Source organism: Hyphomicrobium sp. CS1BSMeth3, assembly GCF_900117415.1.
Taxonomy (GTDB): Bacteria; Pseudomonadota; Alphaproteobacteria; order Rhizobiales; family Hyphomicrobiaceae.
The window spans coordinates 600,516-619,532 of sequence record NZ_FPEI01000004.1 but is presented as its reverse complement, the minus strand read 5'-3'; the positions used below and the strand labels follow the sequence as shown (position 1 = coordinate 619,532).

Here is a 19,017-nt window from a genome sequence, read left to right as displayed (position 1 = left end):
ACCTTCCATTCTCCATGTCTCAGGACGGCAGAACGCGGTCGACGATCCCGCGCACGTCTGACGATTGGAGCTCCTGTCCATAGAGCTGGCGCGGAAGGCCGCCGATGCGCGTCGCGATGAAGGCATCGGAGACGGCGGCCGGGGCCTGCGCGTTGAGCAGCGTTGCGGCGGCGAGGACGGCCAGAGCCTCGGAAATCTGGCGCGCCCGCATTTCAATGTTCTGAGGGTCGGAGAGCCAGCCTTTGATGCGGGCCACCGCGTCGTGGAGGGCGGTGCTGCCGGTCGCGTTCGTGGCGATCTCCTCAAGCACCATCGCCACCGCATCCGGCTCGCGCTGGAGAACGCGGAGCATGTCGAGCGCCATGACATTGCCGGAGCCCTCCCAGATCGCATTGACCGGAACCTCGCGGTAGATGCGCGCGAGCAGGCCATCCTCGACATAGCCATTGCCGCCGAGGCACTCCATGGCCTCGTAGACCAGTGCCGGCGCGAGCTTGCAGACCCAGAGCTTGGTCACCGGCGTCATGAGCCGCACCCAGGCGCGCTGGCGTTCGTCGTGCGGCGTGGCGTCGACAGCCGCCGCAAGGCGGAAGGAGAGCGCCGTCGCGGCTTCCACGTCGAGCGCCATGTCGGCGAGCACGGCTGCCATCAGGGGCTGATCGATGAGATGGCGCTGGAAGACCGTGCGATAGCGCGTGTGGTGGACGGCATTGGCGAGTGCCAGGCGCATGAGGCCCGCCGAGGACACCGCGCAATCGAGCCGAGTCGCCGTGACCATCTCGATGATGGCAGGAACGCCGCGCCCTTCCTCGCCGATGAGCCAGGCCTCCGCGCCGTGGAATTCCACCTCCGAGGAGGCATTGGAGCGGTTGCCGAGCTTGTCCTTGAGGCGCTGGAAGTGGATCGCGTTGATCGTACCGTCGGGCAGGAAGCGCGGCAGGAGGAAACAGGAAAGGCCGCCCGGGGTCTGCGCGAGCACGAGGAAGGCATCGCTCATGGGCGCCGACATGAACCACTTGTGGCCGATGAGGCGATGCGTGCCGCCACCGGCGCCGGGCGCGATAGGCTCGGCGGTCGTCGCGTTCGTGCGTACATCCGTGCCGCCCTGCTTCTCGGTCATGCCCATGCCGAACGTGACCGAGGTCTTTTCGCGCGCCGGGCGGAAGGACGGATCGTACGTGCGCGAGAGAATGCGTGGCATCCACTCGGCGGCCAGCGCCGGGGCGAGCCGCAATGTCGAGATTGCCGCGTGCGTCATGGTCACGGGGCAGCACTGGCCGGATTCCATCTGTGCCGCCATGTAGAAGCCGGCGGCGCGGGCCGCTTGGGCGCCGGGAGCCGGGGCGGCGCCCGGTGTCGCGAGATGCTCCCACGTGCTGCAGTGAAGCCCGGCGGCAAAGCTGGTTGCCATGCACTGGTGGTAGGCCGGATGGAACTCGACGATGTCGAGGCGGCGGCCCTGGCGGTCGTGGGTTTTCAGGCGCGGCGGGTGCTCATTGGCGAGGCGACCGCGCTCGAAGGCTTCCTGGCTGCCGAATGTAGTGCCGAGCGCGTGGAGCGCGTCGGCCGCTTGGGGGGCGTAGCGGGCGACGGCCGAACGCAGGGGAGTATCATCCGCGAAGAGGTTGCGGCCCTCGAAGGGGGGCGCCTGGTTGGTGACCTCGTGCGTCGAGAAGAGCTGGGACATGGCGGCCTCTCCGCAAGCGGTGGGGCTGAAGCGCTTGTCCGAGCGTCGCACCGGGAGCGTTCGCCGGCAAGGCCGCCTGACCTCGTTTCAGGCTATCGCTTCTTGGTCGCGGCGAGGCAGCCCTTGAGACAGCGCTGAAGCTCGGCATCGCAACGCGGCGAGCCCCTGGTCGAGATGCGACACTGATTATGCCGCTGGCGGCAGAGGCTCGCGCAGGAAGCCTCGGCAACTACAAACGGCGCCACCTCGGGCGGTATGCCCTGCACGTGTCGCGGCTGCTCTCCCACGGCCGGGGTCGGCAGCAGGAGTGAGAGTGCAGCGATCAGTAAAGCGCGTCTCATCGGGCGGCCCATTCACAGGCGCCGTCCCATGCGGCGCGGCGCTCTCACAAGTATGCCAGCGGAAGCGAAATTCGGGAGCAAAAGGTCTTGAACGGGCCCTCGAAAGCGACCGCGCGATGCACGGCTGCACCTCAACGGAAGCTCGAAGCGCGACACGGGTGGCCGGATCCGGGCTCGACGGACGTCATGCGTGCGGGACAAGTGTCCGCCGGCGCGCTCTCGGACGATCGAGAGATCTTCGTTCGCACGCGCAGCGACCATACGGCGACGGCTATGAATGCCGCCTGAACTGGTTGCGGCGAACCGGTATCTCGTGATTGAGCGAAAGACTTTTTTGCACAGCAAAAAGGGCGTGCGAGGAAAGTGCTTGCGGAACAAGCCTAGAACATCTAGGGTGTTCCTGCTTTGTACGATTAGGTCGTGTGCGGCAGTCATCGATCGCGGCGGTGCGCGGTCTCCATATGGACGCAGCACCGGCATTGGAATGGAGATCTCATGCTGACTGCGAAACAAAAGGAATTGCTCCTGCTCATCCACCAGCGCGTGCAGGAGACGGGCGTTCCCCCCTCCTTCGAGGAGATGAAGGAGGCGCTCGACCTGAAGTCGAAGTCGGGCATTCATCGTCTCATTACCGCGCTCGAGGAGCGTGGCTTCATTCGGCGCCTCCCGCACCGCGCGCGCGCCCTCGAGATCGTGAAGCTGCCCGAGGCCCTGCAGGAGGAAGCACCGGCTACCCTCAGGATGCCTTTCCGGCCGCAGGTCATCGAAGGAGGTCGCGGTAGCGCGCCCAGTCCGGCAGCGGCGCCGCCGGAGAGCGCCGGCACAGCAGTGCCCATGATGGGACGTATTGCGGCCGGTGTGCCCATCAGTGCCATCCAGGATCACAGTCAGGACGTCGTGTGCCCGCCCGATATGCTCGGCTCGGGTGAGCATTTCGCGCTGGAGGTGGTCGGTGATTCCATGATCGAGGCCGGCATTCACGACGGCGATACGGTCATCATCCGGCGCGCCGATACGGCGAGCAACGGCGATATCGTCGTCGCCCTGGTCGAGAAGGAAGAGGCGACGCTCAAGCGCATCTACCGGCAGAGCGGACGGGTCTCGCTCGAAGCCGCCAACCCGAACTACGAGACCCGGCATTTCGGGCCCGACCAGGTGGAGGTGCAGGGCCGTCTCGTGGGCTTGATCCGGCGCTACTGAGCGCGCATGGTGTGGCGCCGGCCGATTGCCGCCGTCATGCACCGGGAATAAAGCACCATGAGCGATCTACCGAGGTCGGTCCGGATCAACGAGGAGGGCCCGCGCGAGGGCTTCCAGATCGAGAAGGGGCCGATCCCGACGGCGCGCAAGATCGCGCTGATCGACAGCCTCTCCGAGACCGGCCTCAAACAGATCCAGTGCGTCTCGTACGTCAACCCGAAGAACGTCCCTGGCTGGGCGGACGCCGAAGCCGTGACGGCCGGTTTCAAGAAGCGCGATGGCGTGAGCTACACGTGCCTCTGGCTGAACGACAAGGGCTTCGAGCGCGCCATGGCCTCGGGCCGCTATGACATGGCGGGCCGCATCTCGCTCACGGCGTCGGAGACCTTCGTCAAGCGCAACCAGAACCGCACGCTCAAGGAGAATTACGACGCGCAGTCGGCATCGATCGCGCTCTACAAGTCGCATGGTCTGCCGGTCGAGAAGGCCTCGATCATGGCCTCCTTCGGCTGCAATTTCGAAGGTGACATGCCGACCGAGCGCCTGCTCGGCTTCGTCGCCCAGGTGTTCGAGATCGCCGCCGCGCACGACCTCAAGATCAAGACGCTCTCGCTCGCCGACACCATGGCCTGGGCGACGCCGGCGACGATCAAGCGCCTCGTCGGCGCGGTGCGCGGGCGCTGGCCGGATCTGGAGCTCTCGCTGCACCTCCATGATACGCGCGGCATGGGCATCGCCAATGCCTATGCCGGCCTCGAGATGGGCGTCGCCACCTACGATGCGGCCGTGGCGGGCCTCGGGGGCTGCCCCTTTGCCGCCCACAAGAGTGCTGCGGGCAATGTGTGCACCGAGGACCTCGTCTTCATGTGCGAGGAAATGGGCATTTCGACCGGGGTCGACCTCGAGCGCCTCGTTCAGACCGCGCTTCTGGCCGAGGAGATCGTCGGTCATCCGCTCCCCGGCTCCGTCAAGGGCGGCGGCACGCTCAATCGGCTCCGGGAGCAGATCCGCGCCGCCAAGGCCGCCTGATCCATCAGCGCGCGGGGCGCGCCCGATGCTGCGGGGCCATGCGCGCGTGGCCTTGCTGGGCGAGACGTAACGGCCCAGAATGCGGACCGAACACACATTGTGCGCGCCGAGCGCGGTTCCGGCGCACGATCGACCACACACAATCAACCAGAAGAGCAGGCGATGACCCCCATCTCAGCCCTCCAGAAGACGGCCGAGGCCTTGATGGCCAAGGCGGCGATCGAGATTCCCGATGACTACCTCGGGGGCCTGCGCCAGTGCGCGAAGTCCGAGAAGGGCGATCTCTCGGCCTTCGTCATCCAGGCCATGCTCGAGAACTACGAGGCTGCCAAGGAAGACCGCCGCGCCATGTGCGGCGATACGGGCGTGCCGCGCTGGTATGTGAAGATGGGTAACGAGGCGCGCATCGAGGGCGGGCCTGTGGCGCTCGAAAATGCGCTCAGGCGCGCGACGGCCAACGCGACGCAATCGATCCCGCTCCGGCCGAACCGCGTGCACCCGCTCTGGCGCACGGACCATGACAACAACTGCGGCATCGGCGCGCCCGAGATCGAATACTCTTTCCATCCTGAAGGCGACTGGATCGATCTCACGACCGTGCACAAAGGCGGTCTCTTCGGCACCGACTACCGGATGCTCTTTCCGGGTGATGGCATCGACGGCATCAAACGCTTCTACCTCGACACGCTGATCGCCTTCGGCAAGCGCGGGCTCGCCTGCCAGCCGGCCATCGTCGGCGTTGGCCTCGGGGGCTCGAAGGACATTTCCGTGGTGCTCGGCAAGCAGGCGGCCTGTCTGCGCACGGTGGGGGACCGCAATCCCGATCCCAAGATCGCGGCGCTCGAAGAAGAGCTCAAGGAGATCGGCAACTCGATCGGCATGGGCGCCATGGGCTTCATGGGCTCGAGCATGGTCGTCGACTGCCACATCGAGGTCGGCTACTGCCACACGGGCGGCATGCCCATGAGCGTGCACATGTTCTGCCTCTCCTCGCGGCGCGCAACGGCCCGCATCTACCCGGATGGGCGCGTGGAGTTCCGCACGGACCCGCTCTGGTTCACGGACTACATGCGCCGCAGCGGTGTCGAATGGGAGGGGACGCCCACCACACGGCCGCAGGCGGCCGAGTAGGCTCAGGGCGTGCCGGCTTTGGGCGTCGCCGTCTGGCTGAGGATCCAGTCGAGGAAGGGCGGCGCGCCGCCGGCAATGTCGAGGACGACGAGTGCCGGGTTTTCGTACGGATGAAGGCTGCGCACCGTCCTGATGATCGGGGCGGCGAGCGTCGCGCGTGACTTGATGATCATCGCGCATTCCTCGTCCTGCTGGCGTTTTCCCTGCCAGACGTAGATCGAGACCATTCCGGGGAGGATGTTGACGCAGGCGGCGAGCCCGTCGTCGACGAGCCGCCCGCCGATGCGCTCGGCCTCCGCGCGCGAGGGGAAGGTCGCATATACCAGGATAGGCCCATCTTTCACCGGAATAGGGCTATCTTTTTCCATTGCTTGCGTCTGCCTTCCCGCGCCCTCTAAAGTGCGCCGCGCGCCCCGCCTGCCGCTTCCGGCATGGTAGTGGGCTCAGCGCGTGGATGGAAGCCGATGGCCGAGAGCGCCCGGAAGTTCGAGCGGATCGCGTTCGTGGCGAGTGACGTGGCCGAGGCCCGCGCCGCGCTCGAGCGGCTCGTGCACCTCTATGGCAACGCCGCGCCGCAGGAAGCTGATGCGATCGTCGCGCTCGGCGGCGACGGCCTCATGCTGCAGACGCTGCACCGCTTCATGCGCGATCGCATCCCGATTTACGGCATGAACCGCGGCTCGGTCGGCTTCCTGATGAACGAGTTCAGCGAAGGCGACCTCATCGGGCGGCTCCAGCGGGCGGTGATCACGAAGATCCATCCGCTCACCATGACGGCGGTCGATGCGGCCGGCGAGAGCCACCAGGGCCTCGCCATCAACGAGGTGGCGCTCTTCCGCCAGACTCATCAGGCGGCAAAGCTCTCGGTCTCGGTGAACGGGCAGGTGCGCCTCGACGAGCTGGTTTGCGATGGTGTGCTTGTGGCGACGCCGGCCGGATCTACTGCCTACAACCTTTCGGCCTACGGCCCGATCATCCCGATCAACGCCCAGCTCCTGGCGCTGACGCCGATCAGCGCTTTCCGGCCGCGGCGCTGGCGCGGCGCGCTGATCGCCAATACGGCGCGCATCGGCATTGCCATACGGGAGCCGGAGAAGCGCCCGGTCAGCGCGGTTGCTGACAACGTCGAGTTCCGTTCCGTCGTTCAGGTGGAAGTCTCGCAGGCCTCGGATATCGACCTCTTCATGATGTTCGATCCCGGTCACGACCTGGACGAGCGCATTTTGTCGGAGCAGTTTCGTTATTGAAGCTACTAGCCGGCGGACTGCGCTTGCTGTTCACACGGCTGCGGGCCGGGTTCGCGGGCGCACGGTACGATTAAACAAGAATATAGGAACGAATTCCTGCGCCTTGCCGGGCAGGCTCATGCGCGCCATGCAAGCCGACGAGCACGGAGATTCGGGACGGAGACACCCATGGCGGGACTGTACTTCGAGGAGTTCGAGGTCGGGCGCGTATTCGAGCACGCGATCACGCGCACCGTGACTGAGATGGACAACATGATGTTCTCCTGTCTCACGCTCAATACACAGCCGCTCCATATCGATCATCACTTCGCCGCCAAGACCGAGTGGGGCAAGCCGCTCGTCAACAGCCTGTTCACGCTCGGTCTCATGATCGGCATCTCAGTCGCCGATACCACGCTCGGCACGACCATCGGTAACCTCGGTATGACGGATGTGCGCTTTCCCCATCCGGTCTTCCACGGCGACACGCTGCATGTGACGACGGAGATCGTCGCCGTGCGCGAGAGCAAGTCGCGCCCGGATGCCGGGATCGTCGAGTTTCTCCATCGCGCCTACAATCAGGATGGCGAGCTCGTCGCCGAGTGTCGTCGCGCCGGCTTCATGCGCAAGGCGCCTGCGGCTGCTTAGGGTGGATCGGGCGGTCCGGGAGCGGTATACGCGGGCAAAGACCACGCGATCCGCGCTAGTGTCCCTATCCGTAAGTTCACTTGAACTCGATGCTCGTGTCCCGAGCGAACTTCGGAATCATAAGAGACACTAGAACCATAATCTTTCTCGTGTGATTCAGATCGAGAAATTCGCTCGTTATCGTGCCGCCTGATTTGGCGAATTTCTCGATCATCACACTAGGGGAGGGCTCATGCGCTCACTGCTCTTCGTTCCCGGCGACAGCGAGAGAAAGCTCGCCAAGGCCATGGCCAGCGGCGCCGATGCGCTGATCCTCGATCTCGAGGATTCCGTTGCGCCGGCGAACCGTCCTGCAGCGCGCGCACTGACGGCAGCTTTCGTCCGCGAGACGCGTGGGAGCGCGAACAGCCCGCTCCTCTATGTGCGTATCAATCCGATCGACGGCAGGGACTGGGAAGCGGACCTCGAAGCGGTGATGCCCGCAAGGCCCGACGGCATCATCATGCCGAAGCCCAACTCCGGCGAGGATGTGCACCGCCTCTCGATCGCGCTCGGTCATGCCGAGAGCGAAGCCGGCGCTACCTCGGGCGCGACGCGCATCCTGCCGATCGTGACGGAGACGCCGATCTCGGTGCTGAACCTGCGCTCCTATGTCGGCGCCAGCGCGCGCATGATCGGCATGAGCTGGGGTGCTGAGGATCTTGGCGCCGTGGTCGGCTCGCTTGCGAACCGTGATGAGCGCGGCCAGTTCACGTCGCCGTATCGGCTCGTGCGCGATCTCTGCCTCATCACGGCGGCGGCGGCGGGCGTCGAGCCGATCGATACTGTCTATGTGGACTTCCGCAATCGCGAGGGGCTCGAAGCGGAGACACGCGAGGCACGCCGCGATGGTTTCACGGGGAAGATGGCCATCCATCCCGATCAGGTGGGACCGATCAACGCGGTCTTCACGCCGAGCGAAGCCGAGGTCGCGCACGCGCGCGCTGTGATCGCTGCGTTCGATGGTGCGGCCGGTGTTGCCAGCCTCGACGGCAAGATGCTCGACAAGCCGCATCTCGTGCTTGCGGAGAAAGTCATCGCGCGGGCGAAGGCGGCGGGTGTGGTGGGCTAGAAGAAACCGCTGCCGCCCCACACTTCAACGTGCTTGGGCCGCACTTCTGGCGCGACGAGGAACGTCCGCCATTATGAGAAGCAGAGCTTGCCGCGAGCGCGCCGCTGTCCCTTCTCCCCGTTCTACACGGGGAGAAGGTTAGGATGAGGGGCGGCGCCATTTACCGACGTTGGCGTATGCCGCCGCCCTCACCCTTGCCCTCTCCCCGCACGCGGGGAGAGGGGATGCTGGAGCGCTCGCGGCGAACTCCAAGTCATAAAAAGAAGGGGGTTCGGGGTCTCCCCGAGCGGGTGCAGGGCCTGCGGCCCTGCTCGTGGCAAAGCCACGACGCGCCGCAGGCGCGACTACACCGTCGGCCGTACGGTGAAGCCCGGTGCTACGGGCTCGTCCTCGGGCAGGACCTCGACACGATCGACGCGGGAAGCGGGCGGGCCCGCGTGACAGCGCGCGATCATCTCCTCGACCGCGGCGGGTGTGCCCGAGACGACGGCCTCGACGCCACCATCTCGGCGATTGCGCACCCAGCCGTCGAGGCCGAGCGCAACGGCCGTGCGCTCGACGAACATGCGAAAGCCGACGCCTTGCACGCGTCCTTCGATCCTCAGCCGAACGGTGCGTGGCCCGTTCAACAGCGTCGCTCCATCAGTAGCCGACGGCCATGCCGTCCTTGCGCGGGTCGGAGGCGCCGATCAGCACGCCGGTTGCCGGATCGATCTGCACGACCTGGCCGCCGCCCCAGGGATCGTCGCGCCATGTGACCGGATGGCCGGCGGCGGCGAGGCCCTCGAATACGGCCTTCGGCATCGAGGTTTCGAGCTGGAGATGGCCGTCCTCGAAGAAGGCGCGCGGGTGGTCGAGCGCGGTCTGCGCGTCCATGCCGTAGTCGAGGACGTTGGTCATCACATAGGCGTGGCCCATGGGCTGGAAGTTCGCCCCCATGACGCCGAAGGACATCCACGGCTTGCCGTTCTTGAAGGCCATCGCAGGCACAAGCGTGTGCATGGGCCGTTTGCCGGGCGCGATGCAGTTGCGGTGCTTGGGATCGAGCACGAAGCCCTGGCCGCGGTTCTGCAGAGTGATTCCGGTCTTGCGCGTGACGATGCCGCTGCCGAACGGCGAGAACAGCGAGTTGATGAACGAGACCGCCATGCCGCTGCTGTCGACGACGGTCATGTAGATCGTGTCGGTGCCGGTCGGCTGGGGTACGGGGCCGAGATCCTCGCGGCGCTTCTGGCGATCGATGCGAGAGGCAAGATCGTTGATCGTCGCGTCGCTCAGCATGTGCTCGACGGGCACGTTCGCCATGACCGGATCTGCAACGAAAGCATCGCGCATGGCATAGGCGAGGCGGCTCGCTTCGCTCATCACGTGATAGCGCTCGACGGACAGCGGATCCGCGCCGAGCGTGCCGAGGCGATCGAGGATACGCAGCATGATCAGGGCGACAATGCCCTGGTTGTTCGGGGGCATCTCGTAGAGGTCGGCGCCGCGGTACTTGACCGAGATGGGCTCGACATAGGTCGCCTTCTGGGCGGCGAAGTCCTCAAGGGTGTGGAGGCCGCCGAGCTCCTTGAGTTCCGCCACCATGTCGGCGGCGATTTCGCCCGTGTAGAAGGCGTCGCGGCCCTTCTCGGCGATGGCGCGGAGAGTCTTACCGAGCTCGGGGAAGCGCACGATCTCGCCGACCTTGGGCGGCCGGCCGCCAGGCAGCAGATGCTGGCGCGCGCCGGGATGGGCGCTGAGCTTCTCCGTGAGCTTCGCCCAGTCGTGACCGACACGCGGCGTGACGACGTAGCCGCCCTCGGCATATTCGATGGCGCGTGCGAGCACGTCGCCGAGCGAGCGCGTGCCATAGTCCCTGAGGAGCGTCGCCCAGCCGTCGATCGCGCCCGGCACCGTGACCGCGTGCGGGGACTGCGTGACGATCTTCTTGATGCCCTGCTTGGCGTACCACTCGGGTGTCGCGGCCATGGGCGCGCGGCCCGAGGCGTTGAGGGCGACCGGATTGGTGCCCGGCTTCGCGATGAGGGCGAAGCAGTCGCCGCCGATCCCGGTCATGGCGTGCTCGACGACGCACATGACGGCCGTCGCTGCGATCGCGGCGTCGACGGCGTTGCCGCCCAACTTGAGCTGCTCGATGGCCGCGACGCTCGCCAGCGGGTGCGACGTCGCAACCATGGCGCGCGTGGCATAGACCGGCGAGCGGCCGGGAAGGGCGAAATTGCGCATCGAGAACTCCTGTGGGGCAGAATTGGCGCCGCAGGGCGCCAGAGGCGAACGGGATGGGGCGCGGTACGCGCCTGGTATTATGTCTACCAGTACGCGCGCGCCGCGCCAACCGCGCGCACGGCCGAGGTGTCATGCCGCGCTGAGCAGCCTTTCGCCGAAGTTACTTTGCCCGGCCGAAGACGATTCAAGCGTCATCAGAGCGCGGATCGAGCCGGGGCCGCGCACAAAAAGCAATCGCCCGAGGCGTGGGCTCACGCCTCGGGCGATGTTGTTGGTCGGGACGGTCGGATCAGACGCCGGCGCACTTCGGCGGCGGCTCCTTGGCGCGACGCCATACATACGTCTCGCTCAGGAACTTCACGCCCATGTAGCCCTTGACCTGCAGGGTCTCGGGATTGCGCAAGCGCAGCTCGAGGTCGAAGGAGGAGCCCTGCTCGGGGTCGTAGATCCAGCCGTTGTCCCAGGAGCCATTGGGCTGCGGCTTCACGTCGCCGATGATCTGCAGGCCGCAGATGGGCTGGCCGCGCCGGGTGGCATTCTTATTGAGCGTGTCGCGGAGCGGCTGACCCTTCGGGTCGTTCGGCTCCTTCATCCAGACAATGCGGCCGCAAAGGTTTGCCGCTTCGGGCGTGCCGGGCGCCGCGTCGGGAACGCAGGGCGCGATCTCGACCGCGCCGCGGCCAGTATGGTCGATCCAGATGCCGCGCGGTCCCACATCAGGGGCTGGAGGCACGGGTACGGCTGCCTGGGCGCCTTTGCGCTGGGGTTGCTGTTGAGCGTCGGCCGCGGGGATCGCGAGGGCGAGAAGCAGGGCCGCCAGGGTCATTGCGGAGAAGGTGGCCGCCAGTCGAAGGCGCGCACGTCCTTTGCCGAGGAATGTCGTGGCCATGGGATCATCCTGATCTGAACTGCCAAAACGGGGTCGAGACGTAAGCAAAACGAGGTGAAGACTTAAGGGTTGCAGGTGGTAAATTATCGAAGTATGGCAGCGGCAAGGCGACACAGGCTCCCACGACTGCCTTGATTCCGCCCTAGACAAGAGGGTATTCGGCGGCGCCAGCAGGTTCACGCCAGCCGGCGTGGGAACGGTAGCGGCGGTTTACCACGATTGCCGCAGGTGGCACCGGTTAGCCGCCTTCCCTATATAACGGGCTCACTGCGGGCTTCGGGGCACACTACTTTCCAGGCCCATTCCAGATTGGTCGACACGCTGGGTCAGGGCGCGGGGCCCTTCTGAAGGCGGCTCGCAAGAGCCAGCACGGGGGCGGCCGCCGGTGGGCGTTCAGGTTTTTGTGGCGTCAGGCAAGGACAGTTTGGCATTCCCATGGTTTTGACGCTTGCGTTTCGAAATCTTGTTCATGACCGCGTGCGTCTTGCGGTTACGCTCGTCGGCATCCTGTTCGCGATCGTGCTCGTTGCGGTTCAGCTCGGCCTGTACCAGGGCGCCCGCAAGATGATCATCGCGATGATCGACAATGCCCAGGGCGAGATCTGGATCACGTCGTTCGGCGCCAAGAGCTTCGAGGAGGCGGGCCTGCTCTCGGGCCGCGAGCGCCACGCCGTCCTCTCGGTGCCGGGCGTGAAAACCGTGACGCCGCTGACGGTCGCCTTCACAGAATGGCGCAAGCCCGCCGGCGGCTCGGCGCTGATCGTGCTCGTCGGCACGAACCCGGCGGACGGCGGCCTCCAGCCCTGGAACGTGGTGCAGGGCACGCCCGCATCGCTCGCCGAGCCGAACGCGGTTGCCGTCGACAAGACCTACATGGACAACCTCGGCGTCCGCCAGATTTCAGATATCGCGCAGGTGGAGCAGACACGCGTCAAGGTCGCCGCGCTGACCGACGGCATCCGCTCCTTCACCATGGCGCCCTATGTCTTCACGTCGCTGAACCGGGCGCGCGCCATGCTCGGCCTCGAGCCGAACCAGGCGACGTTCTTCCTCGTCAAGCTGGATGACCCCGCAACGACAGAGGCCGTGCGCACCGAGATCAAGTCGCGTCTCGCCAATGTCGACGTGCTGACGCAGGCGGAGTTCCGCGAGAGGAGCCTCGACCACTGGCTGTTCGGCACCGGCGCCGGTGTGGCGCTGATCGGTGGCGCCATTCTCGGCGTTCTCGTCGGCACGGTCATCGTGGCGCAGACGCTCTATTCGAGCACGAAGGATCACTTGCGGGAGTTCGCGACGCTGCGCGCGCTCGGCTCCTCCGCGGGCTACATCCATCGCGTGATCCTCATGCAGGCGGCGCTATCCGCGATACTCGGCTACGTCCTCGGCATGAGCATTGCGATGATCGTCGTGCACTTCAGTGAGCAGACGGCGCTGCCGATCCTTATGACACCGGAGCTCGCCATCGGCCTCTTCGTGCTGACGTTCGCGATGTGCGCGATCTCGGCCGTCTCGGCCATCGTCAAGGTGACCAAGCTCGATCCGGCCATGGTGTTCGCACGATGAGCAGCGAAACGGTTCTCGAAGCCACGAATGTCGTCAAGGAGCTCGGCCACGGCGCGGGCATGGTGCGGGCGCTCAAGGGCGTCAGCGTCTCGCTCAATGCCGGCGAGCTGACCCTGCTCATGGGGCCTTCGGGTTCGGGGAAGACGACGCTGCTCTCCATCCTCGGCTGCATTCTCGGGCCGACCTCCGGCAATATCCGCGTCGCCGGTACGGAAACCGAGGGCCTGGGCCCCGAGGCGCTCGCCGAGGTTCGCCGGCGGCACATCGGTTTCGTCTTCCAGTCCTACAATCTGTTCCCGACGCTCAATGCCGAGGAGAATGTGCGCCTCGCGCTCGACGTGCGCGGGCGCCGTGGCCGCCTTGCGGCCGATCAGGCGCGCGAGGCGCTGACCAAGGTCGGGCTCTCGCACAAGTTCAAGTCCTATCCGGGCAACATGTCGGGTGGTGAGCAGCAGCGCGTGGCCGTGGCGCGGGCGCTGGCGAGCGCACCATCGCTGCTCCTGGCCGACGAGCCGACGGCGGCCCTCGACAGCGAGAACGGCCAGTCGGTCATGGCGCTCCTCGCCGAGATCGCCAAGGACAAGAGCCACGCCGTGCTTGCGGTGACGCACGATCACCGCACGCTCCCCTACGCCGATCGCATTATTCACATCGAGGATGGTCTGATCGTCGGTGACGAGCGCCCCGAGCGGGTGCGCGACGCCATCGTCACGCCGCCTCCCACCATTCCCCTCGACGAGGTCCGCAGCGACCACGCATCGCAGGGCGGCGCGCCCGACAGGAGCGCCCGCGTTGCGAACAAACGGAAGATGAAAACCCATGGATAGCAACCGCTCGACGATCTCCAGCCTGTTCCTTGCGTTCCTGATCGCAGCCATAGTCGTTGCGGGCGCGTCGTATTTTCTTCCGTCGGCGAACATCTCGAGCCGTCTGAACGCGCAGACGACGTCGAAGCCGCTGCCGAAAGTGCAGTGGGATGCTGCCGCGCCCGGCCGCGTCGAGCCGAACGGTGGCGAGATCCGCATCGGTGCGGCAACGCCCGGCCGCATCGTCGAGGTGACCGTGCAGCCGAACGACCGCGTGACGGCGGGCGATCTGCTCATCCGGCTCAGCGATGAAGAGGCGCTCTCGCGCGTTCATGCGGCGCGCGCCGAGGCTGCCGTCCGCAAGCGTGAGCGTGATGCCGCCGAGGGCAATCCCCCGGAGCTGGTGCGCGCCCGCCGCCAGGCCGACGATGCGATCGCCGAGGCGGAATATGCGCTCTCGCAGGCGCGGATGGAGTTCGACGCGGCATTTCTTGCGCATCGCCGCGATGCCTCGTCGGCCAACCTCACGCAGCTCAACGACCGCCGTCAGGCCGTGCGCAACGCCGAGACACGGCTCGAGGACCAGCGCGCGGCGCTGCGCAAGGCGGAATCGGCGCAGAATATCCCCTTGCCGACCCGCGCCGAGGCCGGCTTCACGGTGGCGCGTGCGGAGCTCTCCCAGGCTGTCACGGCGCTCGAGCGCACGCGGGTGCGGGCGCCGCGCGACGGCACGATCCTGAACGTTGCAGCGCGCGCCGGTGAGATCGCGACGCCCTCGCCCGAGCAGGTTCTCCTGCTTCTGGGTGATGTGTCGGCGCTGAAAGTGCGCGCCGAAGTCGAGGAGCGCGACGCCGCCAAGGTGCGCGTCGGCCAGCTCGTCGTCGTGAAGTCGGATGCCTATCCGGGCCGCGAGTTTCCCGGCAAGGTCGCGAGCCTCGCGCCGTCGCTCGGCCCAGGCAAGCTCGGCCAGCGTGGTCCCCGCCGCCCGAACGACGTGGACGTTCTCGAGGTGGTCGTGGACATGGAAGGTCAGCCGCCGCTGCTGCCGGGGATGCGCGTCGACGTGTTTTTTAAGCCGGTAGAGACCGTCGAGGGCGCCGTTCGGCGGACGAATTGATTTAGTGCCGCCGCCTGCTGGCAAGGGGTGCTGACGCACTCGATTGTGGTGCTATGGCGGCCGCCGCCATACGGAGAGGTTGGCATTCTGCTTTGCCGCGAATGCTCCATCATCCCCTCTCCCCGCGCGCGGGGAGAGGGTTAGGGTGGGGGGCAGCGGCAAACGCCAACGTCGGCATGTGTGCCGCCCCTCATCCTAACCTTCTCGTCGCGCCAGAGGCGCGCTTCCAGCGCGACAAGGACGGGGAGAAGGAACAGGGTGCCCGTCGCGCTTCGGGCGCGATCTCGGCTCAATCCTTGAAATCGGCGGCGGTGAGGATCGGCTCGAAGGTGATGCCGGCGGCCTTGAAGTTGTCGGCGGCGCCTTCGAGGCGATCGACGACGGTGATCACGCGTTCGACGATGGCGCCATCGGCGCGCACGGCTTCGATGGCCTTCATGGCCGAGCCACCGGTCGTCGTCACGTCCTCCAGAATGACGACGCGGCGTCCTTTGAGCGTCTCGCCCTTGGGCAGGCCCTCGACGAGGCTCTGCGTGCCGTGCTCCTTGGCCAGCTTGCGCACGAAGAAAGCGGGGAGCGGCCAGCCGGCCAACTGGCTCGCGACCGCGACGGCAGTGGCGATCGGCACGGCGCCCATCTCGAGCCCGCCGACCATCTCGGCCTTCTTGCCTTCAAGGGCCGCGCAGATCAGGCGGCCGATGAGGCTCGCCCCTTCGGGGTCGAGCATGGTGGGCTTCATATTGAAATAGAAATTCGAGCTGCGCCCGGAGGCGAGCTTGATCTCGCCGCCCGTCGTGAACGAGCGGGCCTTGATGATCTCGATCAGGCGGGCACGGTCGGCGTCGCGCGGCATGAGATTTTCCTCCGTCCTGGCAGGGTATTGTCGAGGGAGACTGGTTCGCGCCCAGGGGCCATGTGTCGCCGCCGCGTGTCAAGCGGGCCGGCGCGTGCTATGGAGCCGCGTCCACAGCCGGAGACCGGAAATGTTCAACCCAGAGACCCCTCCCGAACTCGAAGTCACGCGCTGGCTCAACAGCGACAAGCCGGTGACCCTCGCCGGGCTCAAGGGCAAGGTGGTTGTGCTGATCGCTTTCCAGATGCTCTGCCCTGGGTGCGTTTCCGAGGGCCTGCCGCAGGCCCGGAAGATCCGCCAGCGGTTCAGCCCGGACCAGGTGGCGGTCATCGGCCTGCACTCGGTCTTCGAGCACCACGAGGTGATGACCGAGAAGGCGCTCGAGGTGTTCCAGAACGAGTACCGCTGGCCGTTCCCGATCGGCATCGACAAGCCGGACGGCAAGGGGCCGCCGAAGACGTTCGCGACCTATCAGATGCAGGGCACGCCCTCGCTGCTCATCTTCGACCGCGCCGGGCGGCTGAGGCGCCACTATTTCGGGCATCCCGACGACATCCGCCTCGCCGCCGAGATCATGGCGCTGAGCATCGAGGATGTGGGGGGCACGCGCGAGCAGGCGGCGGCCATCGAGCACAAGCTCGCCGCGGCGCTGGTGACGGCCGATCATCATCATCACGATCATGATCACGACCACCATCACGACCACGACCATCACCACCATCATCATCACGAGCACGGCGATGCGTGCGGCTGCGGTCACGATCACAGCCATGATCATGGCCACGATCACGGGCACCAGCACCACGGCCACCATCATCACGACCACGGGCACGCCCCGCGCAAAGGCTAGTGTGACGAGATCTCGCGGCCAGGTATTGAGCGATGACGAGTGTGCTGAAACAGCGGTTTCCTGAGGCGGCTTGGATCGACGCAAGCGCGTCGGTCTACGGGGATGTCACGATCGGGGAGGGCGCGAGCCTTTGGCCCGGCGTGTCCATTCGTGCGGAGTTGCTGTCGGTGACGGTTGGCCGGTTCGTGAACCTGCAGGATCACGTGATGGTCCATATCGGATACAGCACGCCCACCGTGATCGGCGACTACGCCTCGATCACGCACCGCGTGGTGCTGCACGGCTGCACGATCGGCGAGAACTGCCTGATCGGGATCGGTGCGACGATCATGGATGGCGCGGTGATCGGCGCCAACTCGATCGTGGCCGGACACGCATTCGTGCGCGAGGGACAGGTGATCCCGCCGAACTCCATTGTCATGGGCACGCCGGCCAAGGTCGTGCGCACGGCCGACAACTTCGTCGCCAACCGGATGAATGCCTGGCTCTATCACCGCAATGCCGAAGCCTATGCGCTGGGTGATCACCGGGCCTGGACGGGGGCGGAGTTCGAGAAGGCGCGCGATGCCGAGAAAGCACGGCTCGAGGCGCTGCACGCGGCGGGGCGCGCCGGCTGATTACGCGGATCGGGCAACCCTCCCCCGCGTTATGACGGGACTTGGTTCACAATGGCGCCGAATCGTGCGGCGATAGGAAGGCCATGGGTCGACGACTGAACATCCTGCGACTGGCGATGTGGAACCTGTTCCAGAACTGCGGGTTCTCGATGTCTGGCGCCGTGGCTTTCACGTTCCTGCTGTCGCTCTTTCCGTTCTGCATTTTCCTCGGTGCACTGGCGGGCACGATCGGCGGCCGGGAGCTTGCGGCCTATGCCGTGGCCCAGCTTTTTCAGGCCGTGCCAGAGCCGGTCGCCAAGGCGCTCGCGCCCGAGATCGAGCGTGTCATGGGGCGCAGCCAGTTCGGCCTGCTGACCGTCGGCGCGGCGATCTCGCTCTTCTTCGCGACAAGTGCGGTCGAGACGCTCAGGGCGGCGCTCAACATGGCCTATCGCGTGAAGGAAGGGCGGTCCTACCTCTTCTGTGTCACGCAGAGTGCGTTTCTGGTGCTGATGACGGCGGCCGGCATGCTGGCGCTCGCGTGGGGCATCGTGGTGGGGCCGGTCATTGCCCAGAGCATCGACTCGGAGACCGTGCACTGGCTGCTCGATCAGGGACGGTTCTCAGTGAGCGCGCGCTACACGATCGTGCTCTCGGTGACGACGGCGCAGCTTCTCGCCTATCACCTCTTTCTGACGGCGGGGAAGCGCACGTTCTGGGATGTGTGGCCCGGCGTGCTGCTGAGCGTGGTTCTGTGGATCATGCTCGCGCAGATCTATTCGCGCTGGCTCGGCATCAGCGACTACTCGCGCTTCTATGCCGGACTGACGCAGCTCTTCACGGCGCTCATCTTCTTTCAGGCCACGGCCATCGTCGTGATCCTCGGCGCCGAGTTCAACCGTGCTCTCGGCGAGGCCAAGGCCAGCGCGTGAGTGCTCTCAAAGGAGAATGGATGACATGGCGGCAGCCAAGAGCCCTCAGCCGGGGCCGATCACGTTCGACGATTTCCTGAAAGTCGATATCCGCGTAGGCACGATCGTCGCCGTCGAGCCGTTCCCGGAGGCGCGGAAGCCCGCATTCAAGCTGCGCATCGATTTCGGCGGCGAGATCGGCATCAAGAAGAGCTCGGCCCAGATCACGAAATACTATGCTGCCGATGCGCTCGTCGGCCGGCAGGTGGCCGCAGTGGTGAATTTTCCCCCTCGTCAGATCGGGCCGTTCATGTCCGAGGTGCTGACGCTCGGCTTTCCCGATGCGGAAGGCGAGGTCGTGCTGATCGGGCCGGAGCGGAAAGTGCCCGACGGCGGGCGTCTCTTTTGAAAGAGAAAGGCCGGGCGCTGGGCCCGGCCTTTCGCATGTCTGAGCTCCGCGCGTCAGCGGTGGCGCGGACAATAGGTCTGGACGCGGGTGCGGTGACGCACGCACTTGCCGAGCAGGCGCTTCGTGCAGACGCGGACCGAGCGCCGATAGCAGCGATGGCGGACCTGATCGACGTTCGACTCGGCCGTCGCAAGCCGATCGAGAAGCGTCATGTTGCCAGGCGCCGCAGCCGATGCCGTGCCGCTGGTCGCAACGCCCACAATCGGAAGCAGGCACACCGCGAGTGCCACTGCAATCTTTCGCATTCCGAACCTCCAAGTTTCTCGTTTGGTGGATCAATCTTCCCGGCCCCACAAACTTATCGAATGGCTCGTGCTCAATCGAAGCCTAATGCCGGAAATCCTCATTATTCGGAGGAGTG

The 19,017-nt window shown here is 66.1% G+C and carries 20 protein-coding genes; 13 read left to right on the top strand and 7 right to left on the bottom strand.

The genetic code is table 11. From position 1 onward, the window contains the following. Positions 1–19: 19 nt before the first annotated feature. The gene (locus tag CS1BSM3_RS07145) at positions 20–1,687 is read right to left on the bottom strand and encodes an acyl-CoA dehydrogenase family protein (protein WP_072386309.1); all 1,668 of its coding nucleotides are present in this window, start codon (positions 1,685–1,687) and stop codon (positions 20–22) included. Between the two features lie 836 nt (positions 1,688–2,523). Here CS1BSM3_RS07145 and lexA point away from each other — a divergent pair. The 3 genes from lexA to CS1BSM3_RS07125 all read left to right on the top strand — a co-directional run bounded on the left by lexA (position 2,524) and on the right by CS1BSM3_RS07125 (position 5,388). Next, complete coding sequence (gene lexA / locus CS1BSM3_RS07135) at positions 2,524–3,228, top strand: transcriptional repressor LexA (protein ID WP_072386307.1); 705 nt, start codon at positions 2,524–2,526, stop codon at positions 3,226–3,228. A gap of 57 nt (positions 3,229–3,285) precedes the next feature. Next, positions 3,286–4,257, top strand: a complete 972-nt coding sequence (locus tag CS1BSM3_RS07130; RefSeq protein ID WP_072386306.1) for a hydroxymethylglutaryl-CoA lyase — start codon at positions 3,286–3,288, stop codon at positions 4,255–4,257. 162 nt (positions 4,258–4,419) lie between these two features. Further along, the gene (locus tag CS1BSM3_RS07125; RefSeq protein ID WP_072386305.1) at positions 4,420–5,388 is read left to right on the top strand and encodes a fumarate hydratase; all 969 of its coding nucleotides are present in this window, start codon (positions 4,420–4,422) and stop codon (positions 5,386–5,388) included. 2 nt (positions 5,389–5,390) lie between these two features. On the opposite strand, the gene cutA is transcribed toward CS1BSM3_RS07125, so the two are convergent. Continuing rightward, a complete protein-coding gene (gene cutA / locus CS1BSM3_RS07120; protein WP_072386304.1) occupies positions 5,391–5,756 on the bottom strand; it encodes a divalent-cation tolerance protein CutA in 366 nt (121 codons plus the stop codon). Between the two features lie 96 nt (positions 5,757–5,852). On the opposite strand from cutA, the gene CS1BSM3_RS07115 reads away from it, so the two are divergent. The 3 genes from CS1BSM3_RS07115 (at position 5,853) to CS1BSM3_RS07105 (ending at position 8,373) form a co-directional block, all read left to right on the top strand. Further along, positions 5,853–6,635: an NAD kinase gene (locus CS1BSM3_RS07115; RefSeq protein ID WP_072386303.1), complete on the top strand. Its 783-nt coding sequence runs from the start codon at positions 5,853–5,855 to the stop codon at positions 6,633–6,635. Positions 6,636–6,803: 168 nt separating this feature from the next. Continuing rightward, positions 6,804–7,262 carry a MaoC family dehydratase gene (locus tag CS1BSM3_RS07110; protein ID WP_072386302.1) on the top strand — a complete coding sequence of 153 codons (459 nt, stop codon included), beginning with the start codon at positions 6,804–6,806 and terminating at the stop codon, positions 7,260–7,262. Positions 7,263–7,494: 232 nt separating this feature from the next. Next, a complete protein-coding gene (locus tag CS1BSM3_RS07105) occupies positions 7,495–8,373 on the top strand; it encodes an HpcH/HpaI aldolase/citrate lyase family protein (protein WP_072386301.1) in 879 nt (292 codons plus the stop codon). A 344-nt stretch (positions 8,374–8,717) separates the two neighbouring features. Here CS1BSM3_RS07105 and CS1BSM3_RS07100 read toward each other — a convergent pair whose 3' ends face one another. The 3 genes from CS1BSM3_RS07100 to CS1BSM3_RS07090 all read right to left on the bottom strand — a co-directional run bounded on the left by CS1BSM3_RS07100 (position 8,718) and on the right by CS1BSM3_RS07090 (position 11,491). Then, positions 8,718–9,002, bottom strand: coding sequence for an acylphosphatase (locus tag CS1BSM3_RS07100; RefSeq protein WP_072386300.1), 285 nt, complete (start codon positions 9,000–9,002; stop codon positions 8,718–8,720). Positions 9,003–9,015: 13 nt separating this feature from the next. After that, the gene (gene ggt, locus CS1BSM3_RS07095; protein WP_072386299.1) at positions 9,016–10,602 is read right to left on the bottom strand and encodes a gamma-glutamyltransferase; all 1,587 of its coding nucleotides are present in this window, start codon (positions 10,600–10,602) and stop codon (positions 9,016–9,018) included. Between the two features lie 289 nt (positions 10,603–10,891). After that, entirely contained in the window at positions 10,892–11,491 is a 600-nt protein-coding gene (locus CS1BSM3_RS07090) for a DUF2147 domain-containing protein (protein ID WP_072386298.1), read from the bottom strand. 435 nt (positions 11,492–11,926) lie between these two features. On the opposite strand from CS1BSM3_RS07090, the gene CS1BSM3_RS07085 reads away from it, so the two are divergent. Genes CS1BSM3_RS07085 through CS1BSM3_RS07075 form a run of 3 tightly spaced genes read left to right on the top strand, consistent with a single transcriptional unit; the run spans position 11,927 to position 14,977 of the window. After that, positions 11,927–13,054, top strand: a complete 1,128-nt coding sequence (locus CS1BSM3_RS07085) for an ABC transporter permease (RefSeq protein WP_072386297.1) — start codon at positions 11,927–11,929, stop codon at positions 13,052–13,054. Beyond that, complete coding sequence (locus CS1BSM3_RS07080) at positions 13,051–13,881, top strand: ABC transporter ATP-binding protein (protein ID WP_083528408.1); 831 nt, start codon at positions 13,051–13,053, stop codon at positions 13,879–13,881. Before CS1BSM3_RS07085 ends, CS1BSM3_RS07080 begins: the two co-directional genes overlap by 4 nt. Beyond that, positions 13,874–14,977, top strand: coding sequence for an HlyD family secretion protein (locus CS1BSM3_RS07075; RefSeq protein WP_072386296.1), 1,104 nt, complete (start codon positions 13,874–13,876; stop codon positions 14,975–14,977). The genes CS1BSM3_RS07080 and CS1BSM3_RS07075 overlap by 8 nt, the downstream gene beginning before the upstream one ends. Positions 14,978–15,266: 289 nt before the next feature. On the opposite strand, the gene pyrE is transcribed toward CS1BSM3_RS07075, so the two are convergent. Further along, positions 15,267–15,830, bottom strand: coding sequence for an orotate phosphoribosyltransferase (pyrE, locus tag CS1BSM3_RS07070; protein ID WP_072386295.1), 564 nt, complete (start codon positions 15,828–15,830; stop codon positions 15,267–15,269). Positions 15,831–15,960: 130 nt separating this feature from the next. Between pyrE and CS1BSM3_RS07065 the strand changes: the two genes are divergently transcribed. From CS1BSM3_RS07065 to CS1BSM3_RS07050, 4 genes are all read left to right on the top strand, one after another. Then, on the top strand, positions 15,961–16,680 hold the full coding sequence (locus tag CS1BSM3_RS07065) for a peroxiredoxin family protein (RefSeq protein ID WP_072386294.1): 720 nt from the start codon (positions 15,961–15,963) through the stop codon (positions 16,678–16,680). Between the two features lie 32 nt (positions 16,681–16,712). Then, a complete protein-coding gene (locus CS1BSM3_RS28770) occupies positions 16,713–17,297 on the top strand; it encodes a gamma carbonic anhydrase family protein (RefSeq protein WP_072386293.1) in 585 nt (194 codons plus the stop codon). A gap of 83 nt (positions 17,298–17,380) precedes the next feature. Continuing rightward, on the top strand, positions 17,381–18,208 hold the full coding sequence (locus CS1BSM3_RS07055; protein ID WP_072386292.1) for a YihY/virulence factor BrkB family protein: 828 nt from the start codon (positions 17,381–17,383) through the stop codon (positions 18,206–18,208). A gap of 25 nt (positions 18,209–18,233) precedes the next feature. After that, positions 18,234–18,596 carry a tRNA-binding protein gene (locus CS1BSM3_RS07050; RefSeq protein WP_072386736.1) on the top strand — a complete coding sequence of 121 codons (363 nt, stop codon included), beginning with the start codon at positions 18,234–18,236 and terminating at the stop codon, positions 18,594–18,596. Positions 18,597–18,649: 53 nt separating this feature from the next. On the opposite strand, the gene CS1BSM3_RS07045 is transcribed toward CS1BSM3_RS07050, so the two are convergent. After that, positions 18,650–18,901 carry a hypothetical protein gene (locus CS1BSM3_RS07045; RefSeq protein ID WP_072386291.1) on the bottom strand — a complete coding sequence of 84 codons (252 nt, stop codon included), beginning with the start codon at positions 18,899–18,901 and terminating at the stop codon, positions 18,650–18,652. Between the last annotated feature and the right edge of the window lie 116 nt (positions 18,902–19,017).